Origin of the sequence: Rhodanobacter spathiphylli B39 (assembly GCF_000264295.1) — a bacterium.
In the GTDB taxonomy this organism is placed as follows: Bacteria; Pseudomonadota; Gammaproteobacteria; order Xanthomonadales; family Rhodanobacteraceae; genus Rhodanobacter; species Rhodanobacter spathiphylli.
In genome coordinates, this window is sequence record NZ_AJXT01000017.1 from 21,390 (window position 1) to 41,412 (window position 20,023).

At 69.1% G+C, this 20,023-nt stretch carries 16 protein-coding genes; 4 read left to right on the forward strand and 12 right to left on the reverse strand.

What is annotated here, in order from left to right; all coding sequences use genetic code 11:
* Window positions 1–60: 60 nt before the first annotated feature.
* The gene (locus tag UU7_RS08075; RefSeq protein WP_238530908.1) at window positions 61–1,347 is read right to left on the reverse strand and encodes an efflux RND transporter periplasmic adaptor subunit; all 1,287 of its coding nucleotides are present in this window, start codon (window positions 1,345–1,347) and stop codon (window positions 61–63) included.
* Between the two features lie 171 nt (window positions 1,348–1,518).
* Here UU7_RS08075 and UU7_RS08080 point away from each other — a divergent pair, with 171 nt between their 5' ends.
* From UU7_RS08080 to UU7_RS08090, 3 genes are all read left to right on the forward strand, one after another.
* A complete protein-coding gene (locus UU7_RS08080) occupies window positions 1,519–2,205 on the forward strand; it encodes a fumarylacetoacetate hydrolase family protein (protein ID WP_007807182.1) in 687 nt (228 codons plus the stop codon).
* 77 nt (window positions 2,206–2,282) lie between these two features.
* Window positions 2,283–2,696, forward strand: a complete 414-nt coding sequence (gene mscL, locus UU7_RS08085; protein ID WP_007807183.1) for a large-conductance mechanosensitive channel protein MscL — start codon at window positions 2,283–2,285, stop codon at window positions 2,694–2,696.
* A gap of 150 nt (window positions 2,697–2,846) precedes the next feature.
* Window positions 2,847–4,283: a M20/M25/M40 family metallo-hydrolase gene (locus UU7_RS08090; protein ID WP_007807185.1), complete on the forward strand. Its 1,437-nt coding sequence runs from the start codon at window positions 2,847–2,849 to the stop codon at window positions 4,281–4,283.
* Between the two features lie 47 nt (window positions 4,284–4,330).
* Here the strand turns inward: UU7_RS08090 and UU7_RS08095 are convergent, their stop codons facing one another.
* The 4 genes from UU7_RS08095 to UU7_RS08110 all read right to left on the reverse strand — a co-directional run bounded on the left by UU7_RS08095 (window position 4,331) and on the right by UU7_RS08110 (window position 10,006).
* Window positions 4,331–4,720, reverse strand: coding sequence for a hypothetical protein (locus UU7_RS08095; protein WP_007807187.1), 390 nt, complete (start codon window positions 4,718–4,720; stop codon window positions 4,331–4,333).
* Between the two features lie 116 nt (window positions 4,721–4,836).
* The gene (locus tag UU7_RS08100) at window positions 4,837–7,962 is read right to left on the reverse strand and encodes an efflux RND transporter permease subunit (protein WP_007807189.1); all 3,126 of its coding nucleotides are present in this window, start codon (window positions 7,960–7,962) and stop codon (window positions 4,837–4,839) included.
* A gap of 270 nt (window positions 7,963–8,232) precedes the next feature.
* Window positions 8,233–9,345 (reverse strand): efflux RND transporter periplasmic adaptor subunit, encoded by a 1,113-nt coding sequence (locus tag UU7_RS08105; protein ID WP_007807190.1) that lies wholly within the window; start codon window positions 9,343–9,345, stop codon window positions 8,233–8,235.
* Window positions 9,346–9,550: 205 nt separating this feature from the next.
* Complete coding sequence (locus UU7_RS08110; RefSeq protein ID WP_007807192.1) at window positions 9,551–10,006, reverse strand: MarR family winged helix-turn-helix transcriptional regulator; 456 nt, start codon at window positions 10,004–10,006, stop codon at window positions 9,551–9,553.
* 71 nt (window positions 10,007–10,077) lie between these two features.
* On the opposite strand from UU7_RS08110, the gene UU7_RS08115 reads away from it, so the two are divergent.
* Window positions 10,078–10,596: an O-acetyl-ADP-ribose deacetylase gene (locus tag UU7_RS08115; protein WP_040673100.1), complete on the forward strand. Its 519-nt coding sequence runs from the start codon at window positions 10,078–10,080 to the stop codon at window positions 10,594–10,596.
* Window positions 10,597–10,632: 36 nt separating this feature from the next.
* Here UU7_RS08115 and UU7_RS08120 read toward each other — a convergent pair whose 3' ends face one another.
* The 7 genes from UU7_RS08120 to UU7_RS08150 all read right to left on the reverse strand — a co-directional run bounded on the left by UU7_RS08120 (window position 10,633) and on the right by UU7_RS08150 (window position 19,968).
* Window positions 10,633–12,333 carry a BatD family protein gene (locus UU7_RS08120; RefSeq protein ID WP_007807195.1) on the reverse strand — a complete coding sequence of 567 codons (1,701 nt, stop codon included), beginning with the start codon at window positions 12,331–12,333 and terminating at the stop codon, window positions 10,633–10,635.
* A complete protein-coding gene (locus UU7_RS08125) occupies window positions 12,330–14,222 on the reverse strand; it encodes a tetratricopeptide repeat protein (RefSeq protein ID WP_007807199.1) in 1,893 nt (630 codons plus the stop codon). The genes UU7_RS08120 and UU7_RS08125 overlap by 4 nt, the downstream gene beginning before the upstream one ends.
* On the reverse strand, window positions 14,219–15,205 hold the full coding sequence (locus UU7_RS08130; protein ID WP_007807202.1) for a VWA domain-containing protein: 987 nt from the start codon (window positions 15,203–15,205) through the stop codon (window positions 14,219–14,221). The genes UU7_RS08125 and UU7_RS08130 overlap by 4 nt, the downstream gene beginning before the upstream one ends.
* Entirely contained in the window at window positions 15,198–15,704 is a 507-nt protein-coding gene (locus UU7_RS17380; RefSeq protein WP_007807204.1) for a DUF4381 domain-containing protein, read from the reverse strand. Before UU7_RS17380 ends, UU7_RS08130 begins: the two co-directional genes overlap by 8 nt.
* Window positions 15,701–16,636, reverse strand: a complete 936-nt coding sequence (locus tag UU7_RS08140) for a DUF58 domain-containing protein (RefSeq protein WP_007807206.1) — start codon at window positions 16,634–16,636, stop codon at window positions 15,701–15,703. Before UU7_RS08140 ends, UU7_RS17380 begins: the two co-directional genes overlap by 4 nt.
* The gene (locus UU7_RS08145; RefSeq protein WP_007807207.1) at window positions 16,633–17,628 is read right to left on the reverse strand and encodes an AAA family ATPase; all 996 of its coding nucleotides are present in this window, start codon (window positions 17,626–17,628) and stop codon (window positions 16,633–16,635) included. Before UU7_RS08145 ends, UU7_RS08140 begins: the two co-directional genes overlap by 4 nt.
* Window positions 17,629–17,808: 180 nt before the next feature.
* Window positions 17,809–19,968 carry a type IV pilus secretin PilQ gene (locus tag UU7_RS08150; protein WP_040673101.1) on the reverse strand — a complete coding sequence of 720 codons (2,160 nt, stop codon included), beginning with the start codon at window positions 19,966–19,968 and terminating at the stop codon, window positions 17,809–17,811.
* Window positions 19,969–20,023: the final 55 nt, after the last annotated feature.

Sequence of the window (20,023 nt, forward strand, 5' to 3'; positions counted from 1 at the left end):
CTCCGAAGGCTTCGTGACGGTCGCGGCGGAGGCCGCCGCAAGAGGACATCTGTTCATGACTCATGGCGTGGCCGTTTTCGTCTGCACGGCCGAACCGTCGTGCAGGTCGGCTGGCGGGGCCAGCACCACGCTGTCGCCCGGCTTCACCGCGGCCGGCAGCAGGCGCAACTCGCCCCGGGTCTGCGACGCGGGACTGACGCTGCGCTGGCGCACTGCGCCGCCGTCCACCACGAACACCACGCTGCGGCCGTCGCGCTGCACGATCGCCGTGGCCGGCACCAGCACGCCTTGCGGGACCGGCGCGGCGGCATCGGGCCGCTCTTCCAGGAAGGACACCCGCACGCCCATGTCGGGAACCACGCGTGCATCCTTCTGTTCCAGCGCCACGCGCACCTTGATGGTGGCCTTGCCGCGGTCGGCGGTGGGCACGATGGCGACCACGCGGGCGGGAATCTTCCAGTCCGGGTAGGCATCCAGCACGGCTTCGGCCGACATGCCCGGCTTGACCCGGCCGATATAGGCCTCGTTGACGTCCACGTCCACTTCCAGCGAACTCATGTCGACGATGGTGCCCACGCCGGTGCGGGTGAAGCCGCCACCGGCGGACAGCGGCGAGATGATCTCGCCCACCTGCGCGTCCTTGGTGGTGACCACGCCGCTGAACGGCGCGCGCACCACGCAGTAGTCGAAATTGACCTGGGCCACGGCGGCCTGCGCATCGGCGGACTTCGCCTGCTGGCGCTGCGCGCCGAGCTGGGCACGCAGGCTGTCCACCTGGGTCTGCGCCTGCTCGGCACTCTGCTTCGAGACCAGCCCGCGACCGACCAGCGACTGCAGCCGCCGCGCATCGGCCACGCCCTGGGCCAGTTGTGCCTGGTACTGGGCGACCTGGGCATGCGCCGCATCGGCCTGGGCCCGGGCCGCGGCGAGGTTGGCCCGGTAGCCGCTGTCGTCCAGCCGGGCCAGCACCTGGCCCTGCTTCACGTGGTCGCCTTCCTCGATCAGCACCGCGGTCAGCGTGCCGGTGATCTGGGCGGACACGGTGGCCTGGCGACGGGCGGTGACGTAACCGGTCGCCTGCAGCACGGCGCCGGCGTCGCTGTCCGCACTGGCCGCCACCGCCGTGGCGGTCTGCACCGGCACGGCGCGATGACCCAGCCAGAGCCAGCCGCCGCCGCCGAGCAGCACGACCAGGACCAGCCCGGCGGCCACGATCCACGGCCAGCGGGCGCCGCCACCGCCGTGTTCCTCGCGTTGATGGCGCTCGATGCGCAGTTCCTTCAGCAGCTCGGTGTTGTCCACATCCACTCCCGCGTTCCAGGCCATGTTCCCCATGGGACGAAGCATGAACGACGCGCCGGGTCGTCGCCATGATCCGGCATCAATCATCGGGCATGACAGCTGTCATCCACCCCACCCCACTGTCTGTCGACGAACGGTGCCGCCACGGATCGACAGGCCCGGTGCCCCCTGCTCCGCCGCCTGCGCCGACGGGCCTGCCTTTGCTACGCTTGCCGCATGACCTACGCCATCGCCACTCCCGCCGTCCCGAGCCTGCCGATCATCGGCAGCGACCAGCGTTTTCCGATCCGCCGCGTGTTCTGCATCGGCCGCAACTACGCCGAGCACGCCCGCGAGATGGGCGCGGTGGTGGACAAGTCCGCCCCGATGTTTTTCTGCAAGCCGGCCGACGCGGTGGTCAGCGACGGCGCGGACGTGCCGTATCCCTCGATGACGACGGAGTTGCACCACGAAGTGGAAATGGTGGTGGCGCTGGCCGGCGGCGGCCGCGACATCGCCCCGGCACAGGCTGCCGCACTGATCTTCGGCTACGGCGTGGGGCTGGACCTGACCCGTCGCGACCTGCAGGCACAGGCCAAGGCCAAGGGTCATCCGTGGGACGTGGCCAAGGCCTTCGATCATTCCGCGCCGGTGTCCGCGCTGCGCCCCGCGCACGAGGCGGCACTGGATGACGACAGCGTGCTGCGGCTCAGCGTCAACGGCGAGCTGCGCCAGCAGAGCCGGCTGGGCGAGATGGTGCACGGCGTGCCGCAGATCATCGCGGCGCTGTCCACCCTGTTCGAACTGAAGCCCGGCGACCTGATCTTCACCGGCACGCCCGCCGGCGTCGCCGCCCTGCAGCGGGGCGACCGCTTTCACGCCGAACTGGTCGGCGTGGCGGCACTCGACGGGTGCATCGCGTGATCGGCGACAGCCCCTGAGCCCGGCGGGTTGCGCTACATTCGGCCCGCCAACCGGGCAAACCAAGGGAGTACCAGACAATGAGCATGCTCAGCGAGTTCAAGGCCTTTGCCATGCGCGGCAACGTCATCGACCTGGCGGTCGGCGTGGTCATCGGCGGCGCGTTCGGCAAGATCGTCAGCTCCCTGGTCGACCAGATCATCATGCCGCCGATCGGCTGGCTCACCGGCGGCATCGATTTCAGCGACAAGAAGTGGGTGCTCAAGCCGGCCGACGCCAGCGACCCGGCGCACAAGGTGGCCGAGGTGGCGATCCAGTACGGCGCCTTCATCAACACCCTGATCCAGTTCATCATCATCGCGTTCGCGATCTTCATGGTGATCAAGGCGATCAACCGGCTCAGCCGCAAGCAGGAAGAAGCGCCGGCCGCCCCGCCCGCCGACGTGGCGCTGCTGACCGAGATCCGCGACCTGTTGAAGAATCGGCCGGGTTGACGGAACAAGCGGGAACGGCGAACGGGGAACAAAGAGCGGAAGCCGAAGCCGCATCGCTCTCCCCGTTCCCCGTCCCCCACCCATGACTTCTGGCCTAAGCGCCGCCTGACCTGAGCGCCATAATCGGGGTTTCCTCCGCGGAGTCTCCCGATGCGCCGTCTCCCCCTCACCCTGCTCGCCGCCAGCCTGCTGCTGGCCAGCGGCATCGCCAGCGCCGCCAACACCACGATTCCCGCCACGGCCGTAAAGACGGCCGAACAGTTGCGCGACAAGGCGATGCGCGACGACACCGGCTACCGCATCGTCACGTCGCTGACCACCGAGGTCGGCCCGCGCCTGGCCGGCAGCGAAGCCGACCAGCGCGGCGTGGACTGGGCGGTGGCCAAGTTCAAGGCGCTGGGCTTCGACAAGGTCTACACCGAGCCGGTGACCTACCCGAAGTGGGTGCGCCGCAGCGAACACGGCGCGATCGTCTCGCCGTTCCCGCAGTCGATGGTGCTGACCGCGCTGGGCTATTCGCCGGGCACGCCCAGGGGCGGGCTCACCGCGCAGGTCGTGAAGTTCGACAGCCTCGACGCGCTCAAGGCGGCCGACCCGGCCACGGTCAAGGGCAGGATCGTCTTCGTCGACTACCGCATGCAGCGCTACCGGGACGGCCACGATTACGGCGTCGGCTCACCGATCCGCGTGCAGGGCCCGGTGGTGGCGCAGGCCAAGGGCGCCGTCGGCTACCTGCTGCGCACCGCCGGCACCGACCCGCACAGCCGCACGCCGAACACCGGCGTGACCGGTTTCCGCGATCCGGCCAAGGCGATCCCCGCCGCCGCGATATCCAACCCCGACGCCGACCAGCTCGGACGGGTACTGGCCTACGGCAAGCCGGTGACGGTCAGGCTCGACCTCGACTGCGGCATCGAGGGTGAATACACCGGCGCCAACGTGATCGGCGAGGTCACCGGCGCGAAGCATCCCGACCAGGTGGTCGCCATCGGCGGCCATCTGGATTCGTGGGACCCGGGCACCGGCGCGATCGACGACGCCGCCGGCGTGGCCATCGCGATGGCTGCCGGCAAGCTGATCCGCGACCTGCCGCAGCGTCCCGACCGCACCATCCGGGTGATCGCCTTCGCCAACGAGGAAATGGGCCTGTGGGGCGGCCGCGCCTATGCCGGAAAGCACGCGGACGAGGTGGCGAAATTCCAGCTCGGCACCGAATCGGACTTCGGCGCGGGCAAGGTCTGGCGGATGAGCGCCAGCGTCAAGCCCGAGGCGCGCGGAGCGATCGAACAGATCGCCCGGGTGCTTGCGCCGCTCGGCGTGGCGTACGACGCCGGGCGTCCCGGTGGCGGTGGCTCCGACCTGTCGCAGATGCACGGCAAGGGCATGGCCGCGCTGTCGCTGACCCAGGACGGCACGAAGTATTTCGACTGGCACCACACTGCCGCCGACACGCTGGACAAGATCGACCCGGAGGAACTGGCCCAGAACGTGGCGGTATACGCCGCGTTCTCGTACATGGCCGCCCAGGCGGACGGCGACTTCGGTTCCGCGCCCGGCGCATTCGCCAAGGACGGCGCCGGCGAGTAGCTCTTGGCTCCCTCCCCTGCTTGCAGGGGAGGGAGCAAGCGCGTCGCCTACTTCGCGTAATACGCCCCCGAAGCCACCAGCGGTTCGGGCACGCAGAACGTCTTCGGCCGCACGGTGATCGCGATCGGCACCAGCACCTGTTTCTCCACGCCGCCCACGCTGGCGCAGGATGCATCCGCCGGCAGCTGGTAGTGGATGATCCGCACGGTGTACTGCGGGCAGACGTCCGAACAGGGATGCTCGGCCACCACCGGCACGCCGCGATAGCTGCCCAGAACCACGGTCGTGTGCATCAGGCTGGCCTTGTCCCACGGCTTGGCGGCCTGTGCCTGCAGCGCCGCGGCGTCCAGCTGGCCCGGCTCGCTGGCGCGAACGGCACAACCGGCGTTCAGCAGGGCGACGAAGGCGGCGGATACGAGGATGCTGTTGCGTGACATGGCATGACTCCCGTTGAAGGTCGCGGTGACCCTAGCGCAACCCGGGCGACGTTGTCGTGTAGATGCCGCCGCGCCCCCTTCACGGACGAGCGGGCGTGCGGGCCATATTCGTCGCGTCAGCGCGATCCGTTCGGCAAGGCGGCCGCATCGACGTGCGGCTTGCGCCCGAAGCGCTGCTGCAGGTGATCCATGGCGATGTAGATCACCGGCGTCAGGTACAGCGTCAGCACCTGCGAGAAGATCAGCCCGCCGACCACCGCCAGGCCCAGCGAACGACGCACTTCGGCGCCGGCGCCGATGCTCAGCGCGATCGGCAGGGTGCCGGCCATCGCCGCCATGCTGGTCATCATGATCGGGCGGAAACGCACGCGGCAGGCCTCGAAGATCGCCTGCGCCGGCAGCATGCCCTCCTCGCGCTGCCGCTCCAGCGCGAAGTCGATCAGCATGATCGCGTTCTTCTTGACGATGCCGATCAGCATCACGATGCCGACGAAGGCGAACAGGTCGAGCGAGGCGTGGAAGATCACCAGGGTCAGCAGCGCACCGACCGCCGCCGCCGGCAGGCCGGACAGGATGGTCAGCGGGTGGATGAAGCTTTCGTACAGGATGCCCAGCACCAGGTAGATCACGAACACCGCCAGCAGCAACAGCATGCCCATGCCCTGCAGGGATTGCTGGAACGCCTGCGCAGTGCCCTGCACGCTGCCGCTGATGGTGGCCGGCATGCCCATCGTCTGGACGGCGCCATCAATGCGGGCCACCGCGTCGCTGAGGCTGACGCCCTGGGCCAGGTTGAACGATACCGTGACCGCCGGCAGCTGGCCCTGGTGATTGACGGTCAGCGCCTGCGGTTCGCGGCTGAAGCTGGCCACTGCGCTGAGCGGCACCAGCGCGCCGCTGGCCGAGGTGACATAGAGCTGCGACAGCACCGAGGGATCGTCCTGCAGCTTGCGCTCGACCTGCAGGATCACCCAGTACTGGGTGGCCGAACCATAGATGGTGGAGATCTGGTTTTCGCCGAAGCCGATGCCCAGCGCGGTCTGCACCTGGGCCATGGTGAGACCGAGCGGCGCCAGCTTGGCGCGGTCGACCTTGACCACGATCGAGGGGCTGTTGAGGTCCAGGTCGTTGGTGACGTCCTCGAAGCCCGGCAAGGCGGCGAACGCACGGGTGACCCGGCCACTCCAGTCGTACAGCGCCGGCATGTCGATCGACTGCAAGGTGTACTGGTACTGCGCCTTGGACTGGCGCCCGCCGATGCGGATCGCCGGCGTGTTCTGGATATAGGCGCGGATGCCGGTGACCGCTGCCAGCTTCCGGCGCAACTCGGCGGTGATCCCGTCCACGTCCAGCTTGCGCTGATTCGCCGGTTTCAGCAGCAGCAGGATCGAGCCGTTGTTGACCGTGCTGCGCGAGCCGCCGGCGCCGATACTGGACATGTAGCCGGCGATGTTCGGGTCCGCCGCCACAATGTCGACCAGCTTCTGCTGTCGCGCCAGCATGCCGTCGAAGGACACGTCTTCCGGACCCTCGGTGTTAACGTGCAGGGTGCCGTTGTCGCCGGCCGGAATGAAGTCCTTCGGCGTCACGTAGAACAGCAGCGCGGTGGCCAGCAGGCTGAGGCCGAACGCGGCCAGCACCAGCCGCGGCCGGTCCATGCACCAGCGCAGGCTGTCGCCGTAGCCGCGCTGCACCGCGTTGAAGCCGCGGTCGAAGCCGCCGACCAGCCAGCTCTTCCTGCTCCTGTCGACATCGCCATGGTCATGCGCCTTGACGAAACGACTGCACAGCATCGGCGTCAGCGTGATCGCCACGACGCCGGAAATCAGGATCGCCACGCTGATCACGATCGCGAATTCGTGGAACAGCCGACCCACGATGCCGCCCATGAACATCACCGGGATGAACACGGCGATCAGCGAAAGCGTCATCGAGAAGATGGTGAAGCCGATCTCGCCGGCGCCCTGCAACGCCGCTTCGTACGGCGGCATGCCGGCCTCCATGTGGCGCACGATGTTCTCCAGCATCACGATCGCGTCGTCGACCACGAAGCCGACCGCCAGGGTCAACGCCAGCAGCGAGAGATTGTCCAGGCTGTAGCCCAGTGCGTGCATCACGCCGAACGTGCCCAGTACCGAGATCGGCAAGGCCACCGCGGGGATCAGCGTGGCCGACAGGCTGCCCAGGAACAGGTAGATCACGAAGACCACCAGCGCGCCGGCCAGCAGCAGGGTGAACTGCACGTCGTCGACCGAGGCGCGGATCGACTGCGAGCGGTCGTACAGCGTCTCCAGTTTCACCGACGGCGGCAGGCTGGCACGGAAGCTCGGCAGCACGGCCTTGATCCGGTCCACCGTGGCCACCGTGTTCGCGCCGGGCTGGCGCTGGATCGCCAGCACGATCGCGCGGGTGCCGTTGTACGAGCTGGACTTCTGGTCGTCCTGCACGCTGTCGCGCGCCACGCCGATGTCGCCCACGTGCACCGGCGCGCCGTTGCGATACGCGACCACCACGTCGTTGTACGCGGCGGCGCGCTGCAGCTGGCCGTCGCTGCGGATCGGCAGCTGCTGGCGCGAGCCATACAGCGAGCCGGTGGACTGGTTGACGTTGGCGTCGGCGATCGCGTTCTGCACCTGGTCGATGCCGATGCCGGCGGCGGCGAGCCGGTCCGGGTCCACGCTGATCCGCACCGCGTACTTCTGCGAACCGTACACGCTGACCTGGGCCACGCCGTCGACCATCGACAACTGCTGCGCCAGTTCCGTCTCGGCGTATTCGTCGACCTGGGTCAACGGCATCGTCGACGAGCTCATCGCCAGGTACAGGATCGCCGCATCGGCCGGGTTGACCTTGCGGAACGTGGGCGGCGTGGTCATCTCCTTCGGCAACTGGCGCAGTGCCGAGGAAATGGCCGACTGCACGTCCTGGGCCGCCGCGTCGATGTTGCGGTCGAGCTCGAAGGTCAGCGTGATCGAGGTGGAACCCAGCGCGCTGGTCGAGCTCATCGAGCTGATCCCGGCGATCGTCGACAGCTTGCCTTCCAGCGGCGTGGCCACCGCCGAGGCCATCGTCTCCGGCGACGCCCCGGGCAGGCTGGCGCTGATGCTGATGGTGGGGAAGTCGACGTTCGGCAGCTCGTTCACCGGCAGTTGCGGATAGGCGACCAGGCCGAACACCAGCAGCGCCGTCATCAGCAGCGTGGTCATCACCGGGCGGCGGATGCAGAGCTCCGGGATATTCATGGTAGAGCCTGCTTATGGTCTCCAAGCACCCCGCGCCGGGAACTGTTTGCGCGCAGGCCAAGGAAGAATGAGGGAGTGGACGTCAGTCCACGACTGAGCGATGACGCCGGCATGTGGGCAAACAGACCCAGCCCTTCGGGTTGCCATCGAGTGGCCGCCATGCGGCAGCGCGCAGCTTGACCTGACGGCCAGTCAGGCGCTGCGCCACGCACTACCACCTGGCGGCCACTCGATGACAACGCGGGATGCTTGAAGACCATAAGCAGGCTCTCAGCCCTGCTTGACGGTGGCGGCGCTGCCGTCGACCAGCAGCATCTGGCCTTCGGTCACCACCTTCTCGCCGGCCTTCAGGCCCTTGTCGATCACCGTGCGCCCCGCGCTGGTCGGCCCGGTGGTGACGGTGCGCTGCTGCACCTTGCCGTCGGCGCCGAGCACGAACACGAAGCTGCCGTTGGTCGAACTCTGCAGCGCATGCACCGGCACGCTGACCACGTTGGTCAGCCGCGTGGTCGGCAGCATCACCTGCACGAACTGGCCCGGCGTGAGCCGGTGCTCGGCGTTGTCGAAGCGCGCCTTCAGCACGATGGTGCCGGTGCTGGTATCGACCGCGTTGTCGATGAAGTCCAGTGCGCCGGTCAGCGGCGCGGCGCGATCGCCGGAGATCGCCACCTGCACGTCGAGCGCACCACTCTGCCGCGCGGCGCGCACGGCCGGCAGGCTGTCCTGGGGAATGTTGAACGCGACACGCACCGGCTCGACCTGGTTGAGCCGCACGATGTCGGTGCCGTCGGCGCTGATCTGCGCGCCGGGATAGACCAGCGGCGCGCCGGCGATGCCGTCGAACGGCGCCACGATCCGCGCATAGTCCAGCTGGGTCTGCGCCAGTTCCTGCGCGGCGCGATCGCTTTGCAGGTTGGCCCTGGCCACGGCGAGGTTGGCCTGGTACAGGTCGTAGTCGGCCCTGGAGACGAAGCCTTTGCCGAGCATGTCGGCATAGCGCCGCTGGTCGGCCTCGGCCTTCTGCAACAGCGCCTGGTCGCGCGACACGTTGCCACGCGCCTGGTCCAGCTGCGCCTTCAGCAGGGCAGGGTCGATCTGCGCCAGCACGCTGCCCTTGCGCACCAGCGCGCCGGGCGTGAACGACAGCGACTGCAGCTGGCCCGACACCCGTGCGCGCAAGGTCACCGTCGACCATGGCTCGACGCGACCGACCAGTTTCAACGACAACTCGATGTCGCCCTGGGTGGCCGTCGCCACTTCCACCGGCACCGCCGCGGGCGCCCGAACCGGGCCGGTCCCGCCTCCGCCGCCGCGCCCGAAGTGGACGGCGACAGCGACCGCCAGCAGGGCGGCCAGCGCGAGGACGATTTTTTTCCAGGACATGCGGGGTGGATTCTCGGTCTTCTTGCCTGATGCGACGACGACGGATCGCCCGATGGCGAAGCGGGTCTCTGGCCGTGCTGGCGCAGCCACGTTTCAACGCGGCAGCGCGCCTCCGGTTGACCCGCGGCGGCGGGACATCGCCCACTATGCCCCGCATGGCGCAAGTCATGACCGCGACTGATGGCACTGGTCAGCCGCGGGATGATCAATCGTCGGCGCCGGCGCCCTGCTCCAGCGCCTGCAGGTTTTCCTTGATCTGGTTGATCACCGCCAGCGCGTTCTTCAGGGCGTCGTGGTCGATGCCGCGGGTGGCGTCCCGGCGCAGCTCCCGCGCGATCACCTCCATGTCGCCCACGATCACCTTGGCCTGGTCGGTGACGTACAGGCGCCAGGCGCGGCGGTCCTTGGGGTCGGGCCGGCGCTCGACGAAGCCGGCGGCCTGCAGGCGATCGATGACGCGGCCCACCGCGATCGGTTCCATTTCCAGAAACTCGGCCAGCTCGTTTTGCCGCAGGCCCTCGCGGTGGTACAACATCTTGGTGGCACGCCACTGGGCGCGGGTCAGCCCGAATTTCACCGCGCGACGATCGAAGTGCTTGCGGAACAGCAGGGTCACGTCGCTGAGCAGGTAACCAAAGGAAATGTCTTCCGTTTTCGCCATGATGCGTTGCTACCCCAGCGCGCCAGAATGCCTGCCTGAAGCATAGGGCAAGCCGTCCATTGCGCGAAGCCATGCCGATCAGCACCCTCCACGACGACATCACCCGCCTCGACGTCGACGCCATCGTCAACGCGGCCAACCCCGGCCTGCTCGGTGGCGGCGGTGTCGACGGTGCGATCCATCGCGCCGCCGGCCCCGGCCTGCTGGCCGCCTGTCGCGCGCTCCCCGAGTCCGCTCCCGGCGTGCGCTGCCCCACCGGCGAGGCACGCATCACCCCGGGCTTCGCCCTGCCCGCGCGGCACGTGATCCACACGGTGGGGCCGGTCTGGCATGGCGGCCACCATGACGAAGCGCGCTTGCTGGGCCAGTGCCATCGCAATGCGCTGCGCCTGCTGCGCGGGCAATCCCTGCGGACGATCGCCTTTCCCGCGATCAGCTGCGGCGTCTACGGCTACCCGCCCGAACTTGCCGCCGCGGTGGCGGTGCGCGCGCTGCGCGAGGAGCTGGCCGACGACGAGGTCATCGAGGTCACGCTGTGCTGCTTCAGCGAGGCGATGCGCGCGGTGTTCGCACAGGCACTGGCCAGTTAGGGATGCTGTCGCCATCGCCACGCGGCGACGCAACGGTCAGTCCAGCTTGAACGGATACAACGGCGCCAGGCCGGAGTCCCTGCCCGCCGCGCTTGCCGCACGCCACGCGAAGCCGCGCCTGAATGCCTCGGGCAGATTCGCGTCAGCCTCCGGCATGGCGGTGCCGGCGTAGTGTCGCCGCTGCAGCGCGGCGATCGCCGCATGCTGGCGCGGATCATCCAGAGCCGCCGACAGCTCGCCCAGATGCTGGATCGCGGGACGTTCCGCCCGCGCCCACGCCAACAGGCTGCGCGCCTGCGCCGCCGCATCGCTGCCGCGCGCGGCGGCCAGGAACGCCAGCTGGGCATTTCGTGCGGACGACCGCGCGGGCGCGGCTGGTGTCGCCGGCTCAGCGGAACGGCGACGCCACCACCACCATGCCGCCAGGCTGAGCAGCCACAGGCCGAGGCTGGCCAGCGCGATCCAGCGCCACGGCGTGCTTGCCGCCCCGTTCGTCGAGCCAGTGGCCACAGTGTGGTCGCCCGTCACCGCCGCGGTGGAAGCCGATGCTGCCGGCGGCGTGGCTGGCGCACCCACGGCGGGCAGCACCTCGATCGTATGGGCGGGTATCCGCGCCACTTCCATCTTGTCGCTGACCACGTTCCACCACTTCAGCGTGGTGGCGGGAATGGTCAGCGGGCCGGCGCGTTCGGGCACGATCGCGAACGACTGCTGGCGCCGGCCGGTGACCCATTCGCCGTCCTGGCGGTTGCCGCTCACCGGCTTGTCCGGGTAGACGGTGGCGCCATCCAGCGGCGGCAGGCTCAGCGCCGGCAGCGCTTCCTGCGACAGTCCGGTGGCCTGCAGATTCATCGTGAGGTTGAACGGCTGGCCGACCCGCGGCGCGGCATCCTGCGCCGTGGGCCAGCCATCCAGGCTCAGGCTCAGTTCGCGCGCGGGCAGCCATGTGCTGCCGCCGAAGTCCGCTGGCGCCGCCTTCACGTCGAGGGTCTGCGCCGGGGCGCTGGCGCTGACCGGCACGGTGGCGCCGAAGAAACTGTCCGGGTCGCTCGGATCGGCCGCCTGGCCTTCGAAATCGACCGGCGGAATTTCCACCTTGCCCGCATGTTGCGGCGTCACCGCGTAGCGCTGTTCGAGCACGTGATAGCTGCGGCCGCCGCGCTCGGTGTCGTAGTTGAGGCCCTTGCCCAGCGGCACGATTTCCACACCGGCGACCTGCGGCGGCTGCGGCGCGTCGCCGCCGATGCGGGCGGCGTAGTACAGCCGCGTCACGTAGGTGAACTGCTGGCCGACATAGCCTTGCGCCGGGTTGATCTGCGATTCCATGAACACGTCTTTCGACGAGGCGCTGGCCGCATTCGGGTCGGGCGCGGTCACCGTGAGTTGCAGCGGCGTGGTCTGGCTGCCGGCCACGCTCAACGCGGGAATCTGCAGCACGCCGGTGTGCCGCGGGCGCAGCGCGATGCCGAAGGTCAGCTCGGCGCTGGCCTTGCCGTTGACCACGTTGTAGCTGCTGTTCTGCGAGCTGCCGAGGATCTGGAAATCCCGGTTCAACGCACCCAGGTCGGGCGCCGGGACACCCATGCCCTGGCCGCTGACGCGCACGTTGAGGGTCACTGTTTCGCCGAGCTGGACCGTGTTCCGATCCAGCGTGGCGGAGACGTCGCCCGCCAGTGCCAGCGCCGGCAGCAAGACCAGCGCCAGCAGGCATCCGCCGATGAACTTTCGTACGGTCACGGCTCTCCATCCTCGTTCGTGGCGCCACCGTGGCGCTGCTGGTACTCGAGCTGGAACTTGCGCCGCAACAGCGCGCCGGGATCGTCCGGCACGCGCTGCAGCGCGTGGCGCAGATCCGCCGGCAGCTTCGCCTGCGGGTCATCCTTGGCCAGCGCGCCGAGCTGGTGGCCGTCCCTGCTCTTGTCCCCGGCCTGCCGCGCCAGCGCCTCGTCCACCTGCTGTTTCAACGCCTGCTGCGCACGTTCGGCCTGCGCCTTCTGCTCGGCCTGTTCCTGCGCGGTCTGCGGTTTGGCCTGATTCTCGCCTTCCTTGCCGGACGGGTCCTGCGACGAATCGCGCTTGCCGTTCTCGTCCTGCGGCTGGTCGCCCTTGCCGGCTTGTCCGGACGGCTGATCCTGGCCCTCGCCTTGTTTCTGCTGGCCCTGCGAACCTTGCTGCCCAGCCTTGCCCTGCTCGCCCGCCGACGACTGGTTCTTCTTGCCGTCGTGGCCTTCGTGCTCCTTCTGGTCCTGCGGAGACTGCGGCTGTTGCTGGCGCAGCCAGTCCTCGACCGCCTGCCGGTTCGCCTTGGCATCGGCGTTGGCCGGATTGCGCTTCAGGGCTTCGTCATAGGCGGCAATCGCCTGCCTGTATTGGCCCTGCTTCGCCAGCGCATTGCCCAGGTTGTAAGCACCGTCGCTGCCGGGAACCTCGTGCAGGGATTGCGCCGCCGCCTGGTAGTCGCCGGCACGATAAGCGGCGGCGCCGCGCCAGGCCGGATCGCGGGCCAGCTGCAGGGCGCGCTTCGCGTCGCCCTGGCGCAGGGCCTGCGCCGCCTGCTGGTCGGGGCGCTGCCACAGGTCCTTCCAGCTGGTGGCCGAGGCGGTGCCGGGCAACAGCGGCAGCACCAGCAGCGGCACGGCCAGCAACCAGCCGCGACGGAATGCCATCGCGGCGATCAGCAGCAACGGCAGCAGCAACCACGGTCCGCGATCCTGCCACTCGTCGCCGACCTGGCCTTCGGCCAGGGTCGCGCGGGTGTGGCGCAGCTCGCCGTGCAAGGCTTCGATGTCCGCCTGGTCGGCGCTCATCACCACGTAGCGTCCGCCACCGGCGGCGGCCAGTGCGCCGAGCGCGGCGTCATCGCGGCGCGACAGCACCATGTTGCCGCCCGCGTCGCGCAGGAAGCCGCCATCCGGCGAGGGCACCGGACCGCCGGCGGGCGTGCCCACGCCGAGCACCGACACGTGCACACCCGCGGCGTTTGCCTTGCGCGCCGCCGCCTGCGCCGCGGCATCGGCCTGGTCGGTGATCAGCACCAGCGAACCACCGCCGGCCTTGCCATCGTGGATCAGCGTCACGCTCCGTTCGATCGCGGCGGCGGCGTCGTCGCCATCCACCGGCATGGTGTCGGGCGCCATCGCGTCGAGCAGGTCATCCAGGCTGTGTGCGTCGGCGGTCAGCGGCGCCACCACGAAGGCTTCGCCCGCGTAACCCACCAGCGCGTTGAGGCCGTCCCGGTTCGCGTGCAGCAGGTCGCGCGCCTTGTAGCGCGCGCGATCCAGCCGGCTGGGCGCGACGTCGCGGGCCAGCATCTGCTGCGACAGCGAGATCGCCACCACCTGCGCCGGGCGGCTGGCATACAGCGGTTGTTCGATGCGGCTCCAGGTCGGCCCGGCCAGCGCCAGCGCAGCCAGCATCCAGGCCAGCGCGAACAGCCACACCGGCAGATGCGCGTGGCGGGCACGCCCGCGCAAAAGATGCGGCAGCAGGGCTGCATCGACCAGGTGCGACAACGCAACCTGTCCGCCATCGCGGCGCGTGCCGAACCAGCCGATCAGCGGCAGCGCCAGCAGCCCGAGCAGCCAGCCCGGCCGGAGGAAATGGAACTGCTGCAGCAACTCGTTCATGCCGGCCGCTCCGGCACGCGTGCAAGGCGCTGCGGCAGCACCACCAGCAACAGCAGCACGATGGCCGCCAGCAACGGCCAGCGGAACAGTTCGTGGCGCGGGCGCAACGCCGGACCGTGCTGCGGCATCGGCTCCAGCGCATCGATCGCCCGATACGCCGAGGCCAGTTCGCTGCTGTCGGTGGCGCGGAAGAAGCGGCCGCCGGTCTGCGTGGCGATGTCGGTGAGCATGTCGGCGTCGAGGTCGGCCGAAGGATTGACCAGCTGGCTGCCGAAGAAGCCGGGGATGCGCAGCTGCGTGGCGCCGATGCCGATGGTGTAGATCCGAACGCCGGCCGCCTTCGCGGCGCGGGCCGCGTCGCGGGGCGCAATGTTGCCCGCGTTGTTGACGCCGTCGGTGAGCAGTACCAGCACGCGAGCCTGCTCGGGCAAGGCCGACAGGCGCTTGACGGCCACCGCGATGGCATCGCCGATGGCCGTTTCGGTGCCGGCGAGCCCCACCGCCGCGCCCTGCAGTTGCGCGCGCACGGCGGAAAGATCGTAGGTTAGCGGCGTCACCAGGAAGGCCTGGCTGCCGAACAGGATCAGCCCCATCTCGTCGCCGTTGCGGCGGGCGATGAAGTCGCCGGCAATCGCCTCGACCGCCGCGAAGCGATTGACCTGCTGCCCGGCCAGCTGCATGTCGCCGGTGCGCATGCTGCCGGACAGGTCCACCGCCAGCATCAGCGCTCGTCCGCTGCGCTGCTGCGCCTGCGGCGGGCCCACCCATTGCGGTCGCGCCGCGGCCGCCAGCAGGCACAGCCAGGCCAGCGCCAGAAGCCACGGCGTCAGTCCACTCGCTCGCTGGCCGGCCACGCTGGCCAGGCGCACGCCGGGTTGCGGCAGATGCAATGCCTGGCCGGGCGCGACGGGACGCAGCCAGCGCCGCAGCAGCCACGGCAGCGGCAACAACACGATCACCCAGGGCCAGGCGAACTCAGCCATCGGACTGCTCCGGGGACAGCGGCTTCCAGCGGCGCGGCTGCAGCGCCTGCTGCAGCCAGCGGCGCACAGCGCCAATTGTCGCGACGGGGTCGAACGCCGTCAGCGGTCGATAGAGGTGTTGCTCCAGCTCCGCCAGTTGCGCCATCGTCGCCGCATCCAGCGGCACCCGCGCGAGCGTGCGTTGCCAGTCCTCTTCGCGCTGCCGGGTGGAACGCGCATCGTGACGACGCGCGACCCGGCGCAGCAGCTGATGCAACCCGCTGACCAGTCGCGCCGCGTCGGCATCCCGCGCGTATTGCGCGGCCATCCGCTCCAGCTCGCTCATCACCTCGCGCCGCCGGCGCAGCACATCCCGATACTTGCGGGCGTACGCAATCGCCACCCCGATGAGCAGCAGCGCGATGACCGCGAGCGCCCACCATCCCGGCGCAGGCGGCCACCACGCCGGCTCGACGGGCAGATGGATGTCGCGCAGTTGCGGGCCGCCGGGCGCGATCATCGAGCGCCTCTCCGCGTGCCGAGCAGGCCGTTCACCGCGTCGAAGGCATCCGCCGTGGTGTCGATGCTGCTGCAGCGCAGCCCCAGTGAACGGGCCAGTTCACCCAGCCGCGCCTGCCCGGCCCCCAGCACGCGCTGGAAATCGCCACGCTGGCGCTCGGACTGCAGCATCACCTCGCAGCGTTCGCCGGCGTGCTCCAGCGGGTAACGGCCCGGCGGCGGCGGCACCAGTTCCAGCACGTCGGCCACCACCAGCATGCTGACCTGGGCATGGCGGCCCAGATCGAGCAGCCGCTTGCGTGCCGCATCGTCGCAACTGAAACCGTCGCTGATCAGCAGCACGCGGCTGGCGCCGTGCAGGACGCGACCGGCACGCGCCAGCGCATCGGAAAGCGGTTCGAGTCGATCCGGTGCAGCGTGCGCATCCCACTCGGCCATGGCGCCGCACACCGCCAGCGCACCGCGCGGGCCAGCCTGGGGGCGTACCAGCTGGTCGGCGTGCCCGAACGCCATCACGCCGACGCGTTCGCCGGCGCGCATCGCGCACCAGGCCGCCGCCGCCGCCGCGCGCGCGGCCTGCACCGACTTGAAGCGCACGCGGGTGCCGAAACGCATGCTGGCATGCGTGTCGAGCAGGATCAGCAGGCAGCCTTCGCGGTCCTCCTGGAACAGCTTGGTATGCAGCTTGCCGCTGCGCGCGGTCAGCCGCCAGTCGAGCCGACGCACGTCATCGCCGGCCTGGTAGACCCGCGATTCCGCATAGTCCATGCCGCGGCCGTATAGACGGCTGGACTGCTGGCCGCTGCGGGCGGCACGGCTAAGCAAGGGAGCCAGCCGCACCTTGCCGACCCTGGCGCGCAAGGCGATCAGTTCGGACAGCGATACCCGGCTGAGTCCATCGCCGTCGGCGGCTCGAGAGACGACGGCGTTCACGGCAGCGGCACGAGATCCAGCAGGCGACCGATCACCTGGTCGGGCCGCACGCCTTCGGCCTCGGCCTCGTAGCTGAGCAGCACGCGATGGCGCAGCACTTCGTGGGCAACCGCGTGCACATCCTCGGGCAGCACGTAGTCGCGCCCCGACAGCCACGCCTGGGCCCGCGAACAGCGATCCAGCGCGATGGTGGCGCGGGGGCTGCCGCCCCAGGCGATCCAGCGCTTCAGTTCCGGCCCGTAGTGCCCGGCATCGCGGGTGGCCAGCACCAGCTGGGTCAGGTACTCCTCCAGCGCCGGCGCCATGTGCACCGCCATCGCCGCATCGCGTGCGGCGAACACGTCGGCCTGGCTCAACAGCGCAGGAGCGGCGGCCACCGGATGGGCCCGGCGACTGGCCTGTTCACGGGCGAGCTTGAGGATCGCCAGCTCGGCGGTGGCATCGGGGTAGCCGATCGTCACGTGCATCAGGAAGCGGTCAAGCTGGGCCTCGGGCAAGGTGAACGTGCCTTCCTGCTCGATGGGATTCTGCGTCGCCATCACCATGAACAGCTCGGGCAGCTGCCAGGTGCGACGACCGACGGTGATCTGCTGCTCGGCCATCGCCTCGAGCAGGGCCGATTGCACCTTCGCCGGCGCCCGGTTGATCTCGTCGGCGAGGATGATGTTGTGGAACAGCGGTCCGCGCTCGAATTCGAAGCTTCCCGATTGCGGACGGAAGACGTCGGTGCCGGTGAGGTCGGCCGGCAACAGGTCGGGGGTGAACTGAACGCGGTGGAAGTCCGCCTCGATCCGCGCCGCGAGCGCCTTGACCGCGGTGGTCTTGGCCAGCCCGGGTGCGCCCTCGACCAGCAGGTGGCCGTCCGCCAGCAACGCCACCAGCAGGCACTGGACCAGGTGCGGCTGACCGATGATGCATTGCTGCAGATCGTCGCGCAGCTGCGCAAAGGAGGTTTGCAGGTGGCTCGAAGGCCCGGTTTCGGGTGTATCCATGAGGCGTTCCGTGGTTTGAGGCGAAGGCGGTCTGATCAATGGGTCGACCTGACCGCAAGTTCGCTCGGCGTGCTACAGACCATCAACCATGCCGGAAATTCCATCGCCGGGCACATGCCAGCCGTCACGCATAAAAAAAGAGGCGGCCGAAGCCGCCTCTTTTCCTGGTGCTGCCAGAACTTACTGCAAGGTGTCGCTGAGAATCCGCGGCGTCACGAAGATCAGCAGCTCGGCCTTGGTGTTGACCCGCGACGTGCTGCGGAACAGGGCACCGATGCCGGGGATGTCGCCCAGACCGGGCACCTTGGTGATGGTGTTGGACTTGTTGACCTCGTAGATGCCACCGAGGACGACGGTCTGGCCGTTGTCGACCAGGGCCGAGGTGTTCACTTCACGCGTGTCGATGGTCGGGATCTTGCCGCTTCCCGGGGCGTCGACGTAACCGGCCAGCGCATCCTTCTTGACGTTGATCATCAGGTAGACGCGGTTGTCGGCGGTGATCGTCGGGGTGACCTTCAGTTCGAGCACGGCGTCCTTGAACTGGACCGTGGCGGTACCGCTGCCGGCTCCGCCGCCGGCGCTGTTCTGGAACGTCACGTAGCCGATTTCCTGGCCCTGGCGGATGACCGCTTCCTGCTGGTTGGCGGTGATCACGCGGGGGCTGGAGATCACCTCGCCACGACCTTCGGTCTGGGCGGCGGAGAGTTCCAGGTCCAGCGCGTAGTTGGCGCCGAGGATGGCCAGGCCGAAACTGCCGCCCTTCAGAGTGGTGGGCAGGTTCACGTTGAGGCCGCCGGAGCCGACCGTGCCCGGAGCACTGTTGTCGCCGATCGCGCTGGGCACGCCGCTGCCCAACTGCAGCACCTGGCCGCTCGGATTGGTCTGCTTGCCGCTGATGCCGAACTTCGCGCCCAGTTCACGGGTGAAGTCGTCGGTGGCGACCACGATGCGCGATTCGATCAGCACCTGCTGCACCGGCTTGTCCAGCACCGCGATCAGCTCGCGCAACTGGCGGATCTTCTCCGGCGTGTCGTTGAGCAGCAGGGTATTGGTACGCACGTCGAAGGAGACGCTTCCGCGGGGCGAGAGGAAGCCGCGCTGGGTGTTGCTGCCGCTGGTGCTGCCGCCACCACCCTGGCCCTGCTTGCTGCCGGTGGTGAGCAAGGTGGCGATGTCCGACGCCTTGCCATAGCTGATCGGCACGTAGTCGGTCACCAGCTCGGCGGTGTCCTGCGCCTTCAGCTTGGCATCGGCCAGATCCTGTTCGTACTTGGCCAGCTCGGCCTGCGGAGCGACCCAGACCACGTTGCCGTTGCGGCGCTTGTCGAGGCTCTTGGCGCGCAGGATCACGTCCAGTGCCTGATCCCACGGCACGTTGACCAGACGCAGGGTGACGCTGCCGCCGACACTGTCCGAAGCGACCAGGTTGAGGCCGGAGATGTCAGCGATCAGCTGCAGCGCCGAACGCACCGGGATGTCCTGGAAGTTGAAGGTGACGCGCTTGCCGTTGTAGTTCGGCTCCTGGTCGAGCTTGCCCAGCTGCGTCTGCTTGGCGTCGGCCTTCTTCGGCGCCACTTCGACCACGTACTGGTCGGCGGTCTGGTAGGCGGACGTTTCCACGTTGCCCTTGACCGCGATCTCCATGCGCGCGCCGCCACCGTTGCCGGTACGGGTGACGATCGACTGCACCGGCGTGGCGAAGTCGAGCGTGTCCAGACGCTGGGCCAGGTTGGCCGGCAGGTTGGCATGATCGATGGTGACCAGCACCTTGTCGCCGCTGCGGGTCATTTCGGCATTGGCGCCGCTGCCGCTGAAGTTGATCAGCACGCGACCTTCGCCGTTGGGGCCACGACGGAAGTCGATGTTGGAGATGGCCGGACCGTTCGACGAGGACGGCAGGGCCTTGGTCGGGTCGATCGTGGCGGCCGTGGTCACCGCCTGGTCGGCGCTGCCGTTGTTCACGGTCAGGATCAGGCTGCTGCCGTCGATCCGCGAGCGGTAGCTCGACTCACGCATCAGTTCCACGACGACGCGGGTGCGACCGCCAGCGGAGACAGCGGACACGCCCGAGGTCGAGCCCTTGCCGATGTCCAGGTGGCGCGGCGCCGCGTTGTCGGTGTCGGCGAAGTCCACCGCGATGCGCGGCGGGTTGCCGGTCGTGAAGATTTTCGGATCCGGCACCGGGCCATTGCCGAAGTCCATGTGCAACTCCACGCTGCCACCGGGCAGTGCGTCGTAGCTGATGTTCTTCAGCGTGGTGGTGGCTGCCATCGCAGCGCTGGTCCAGGTGGCGCCAGCGATCAGCAGGCCCATCAGCATGTAACGGCTTGCATGGCGCATGACACGGCCCCGCACGGATTGGATTTGGTTGCTCATTGCATCAGCCCCTGTCTAC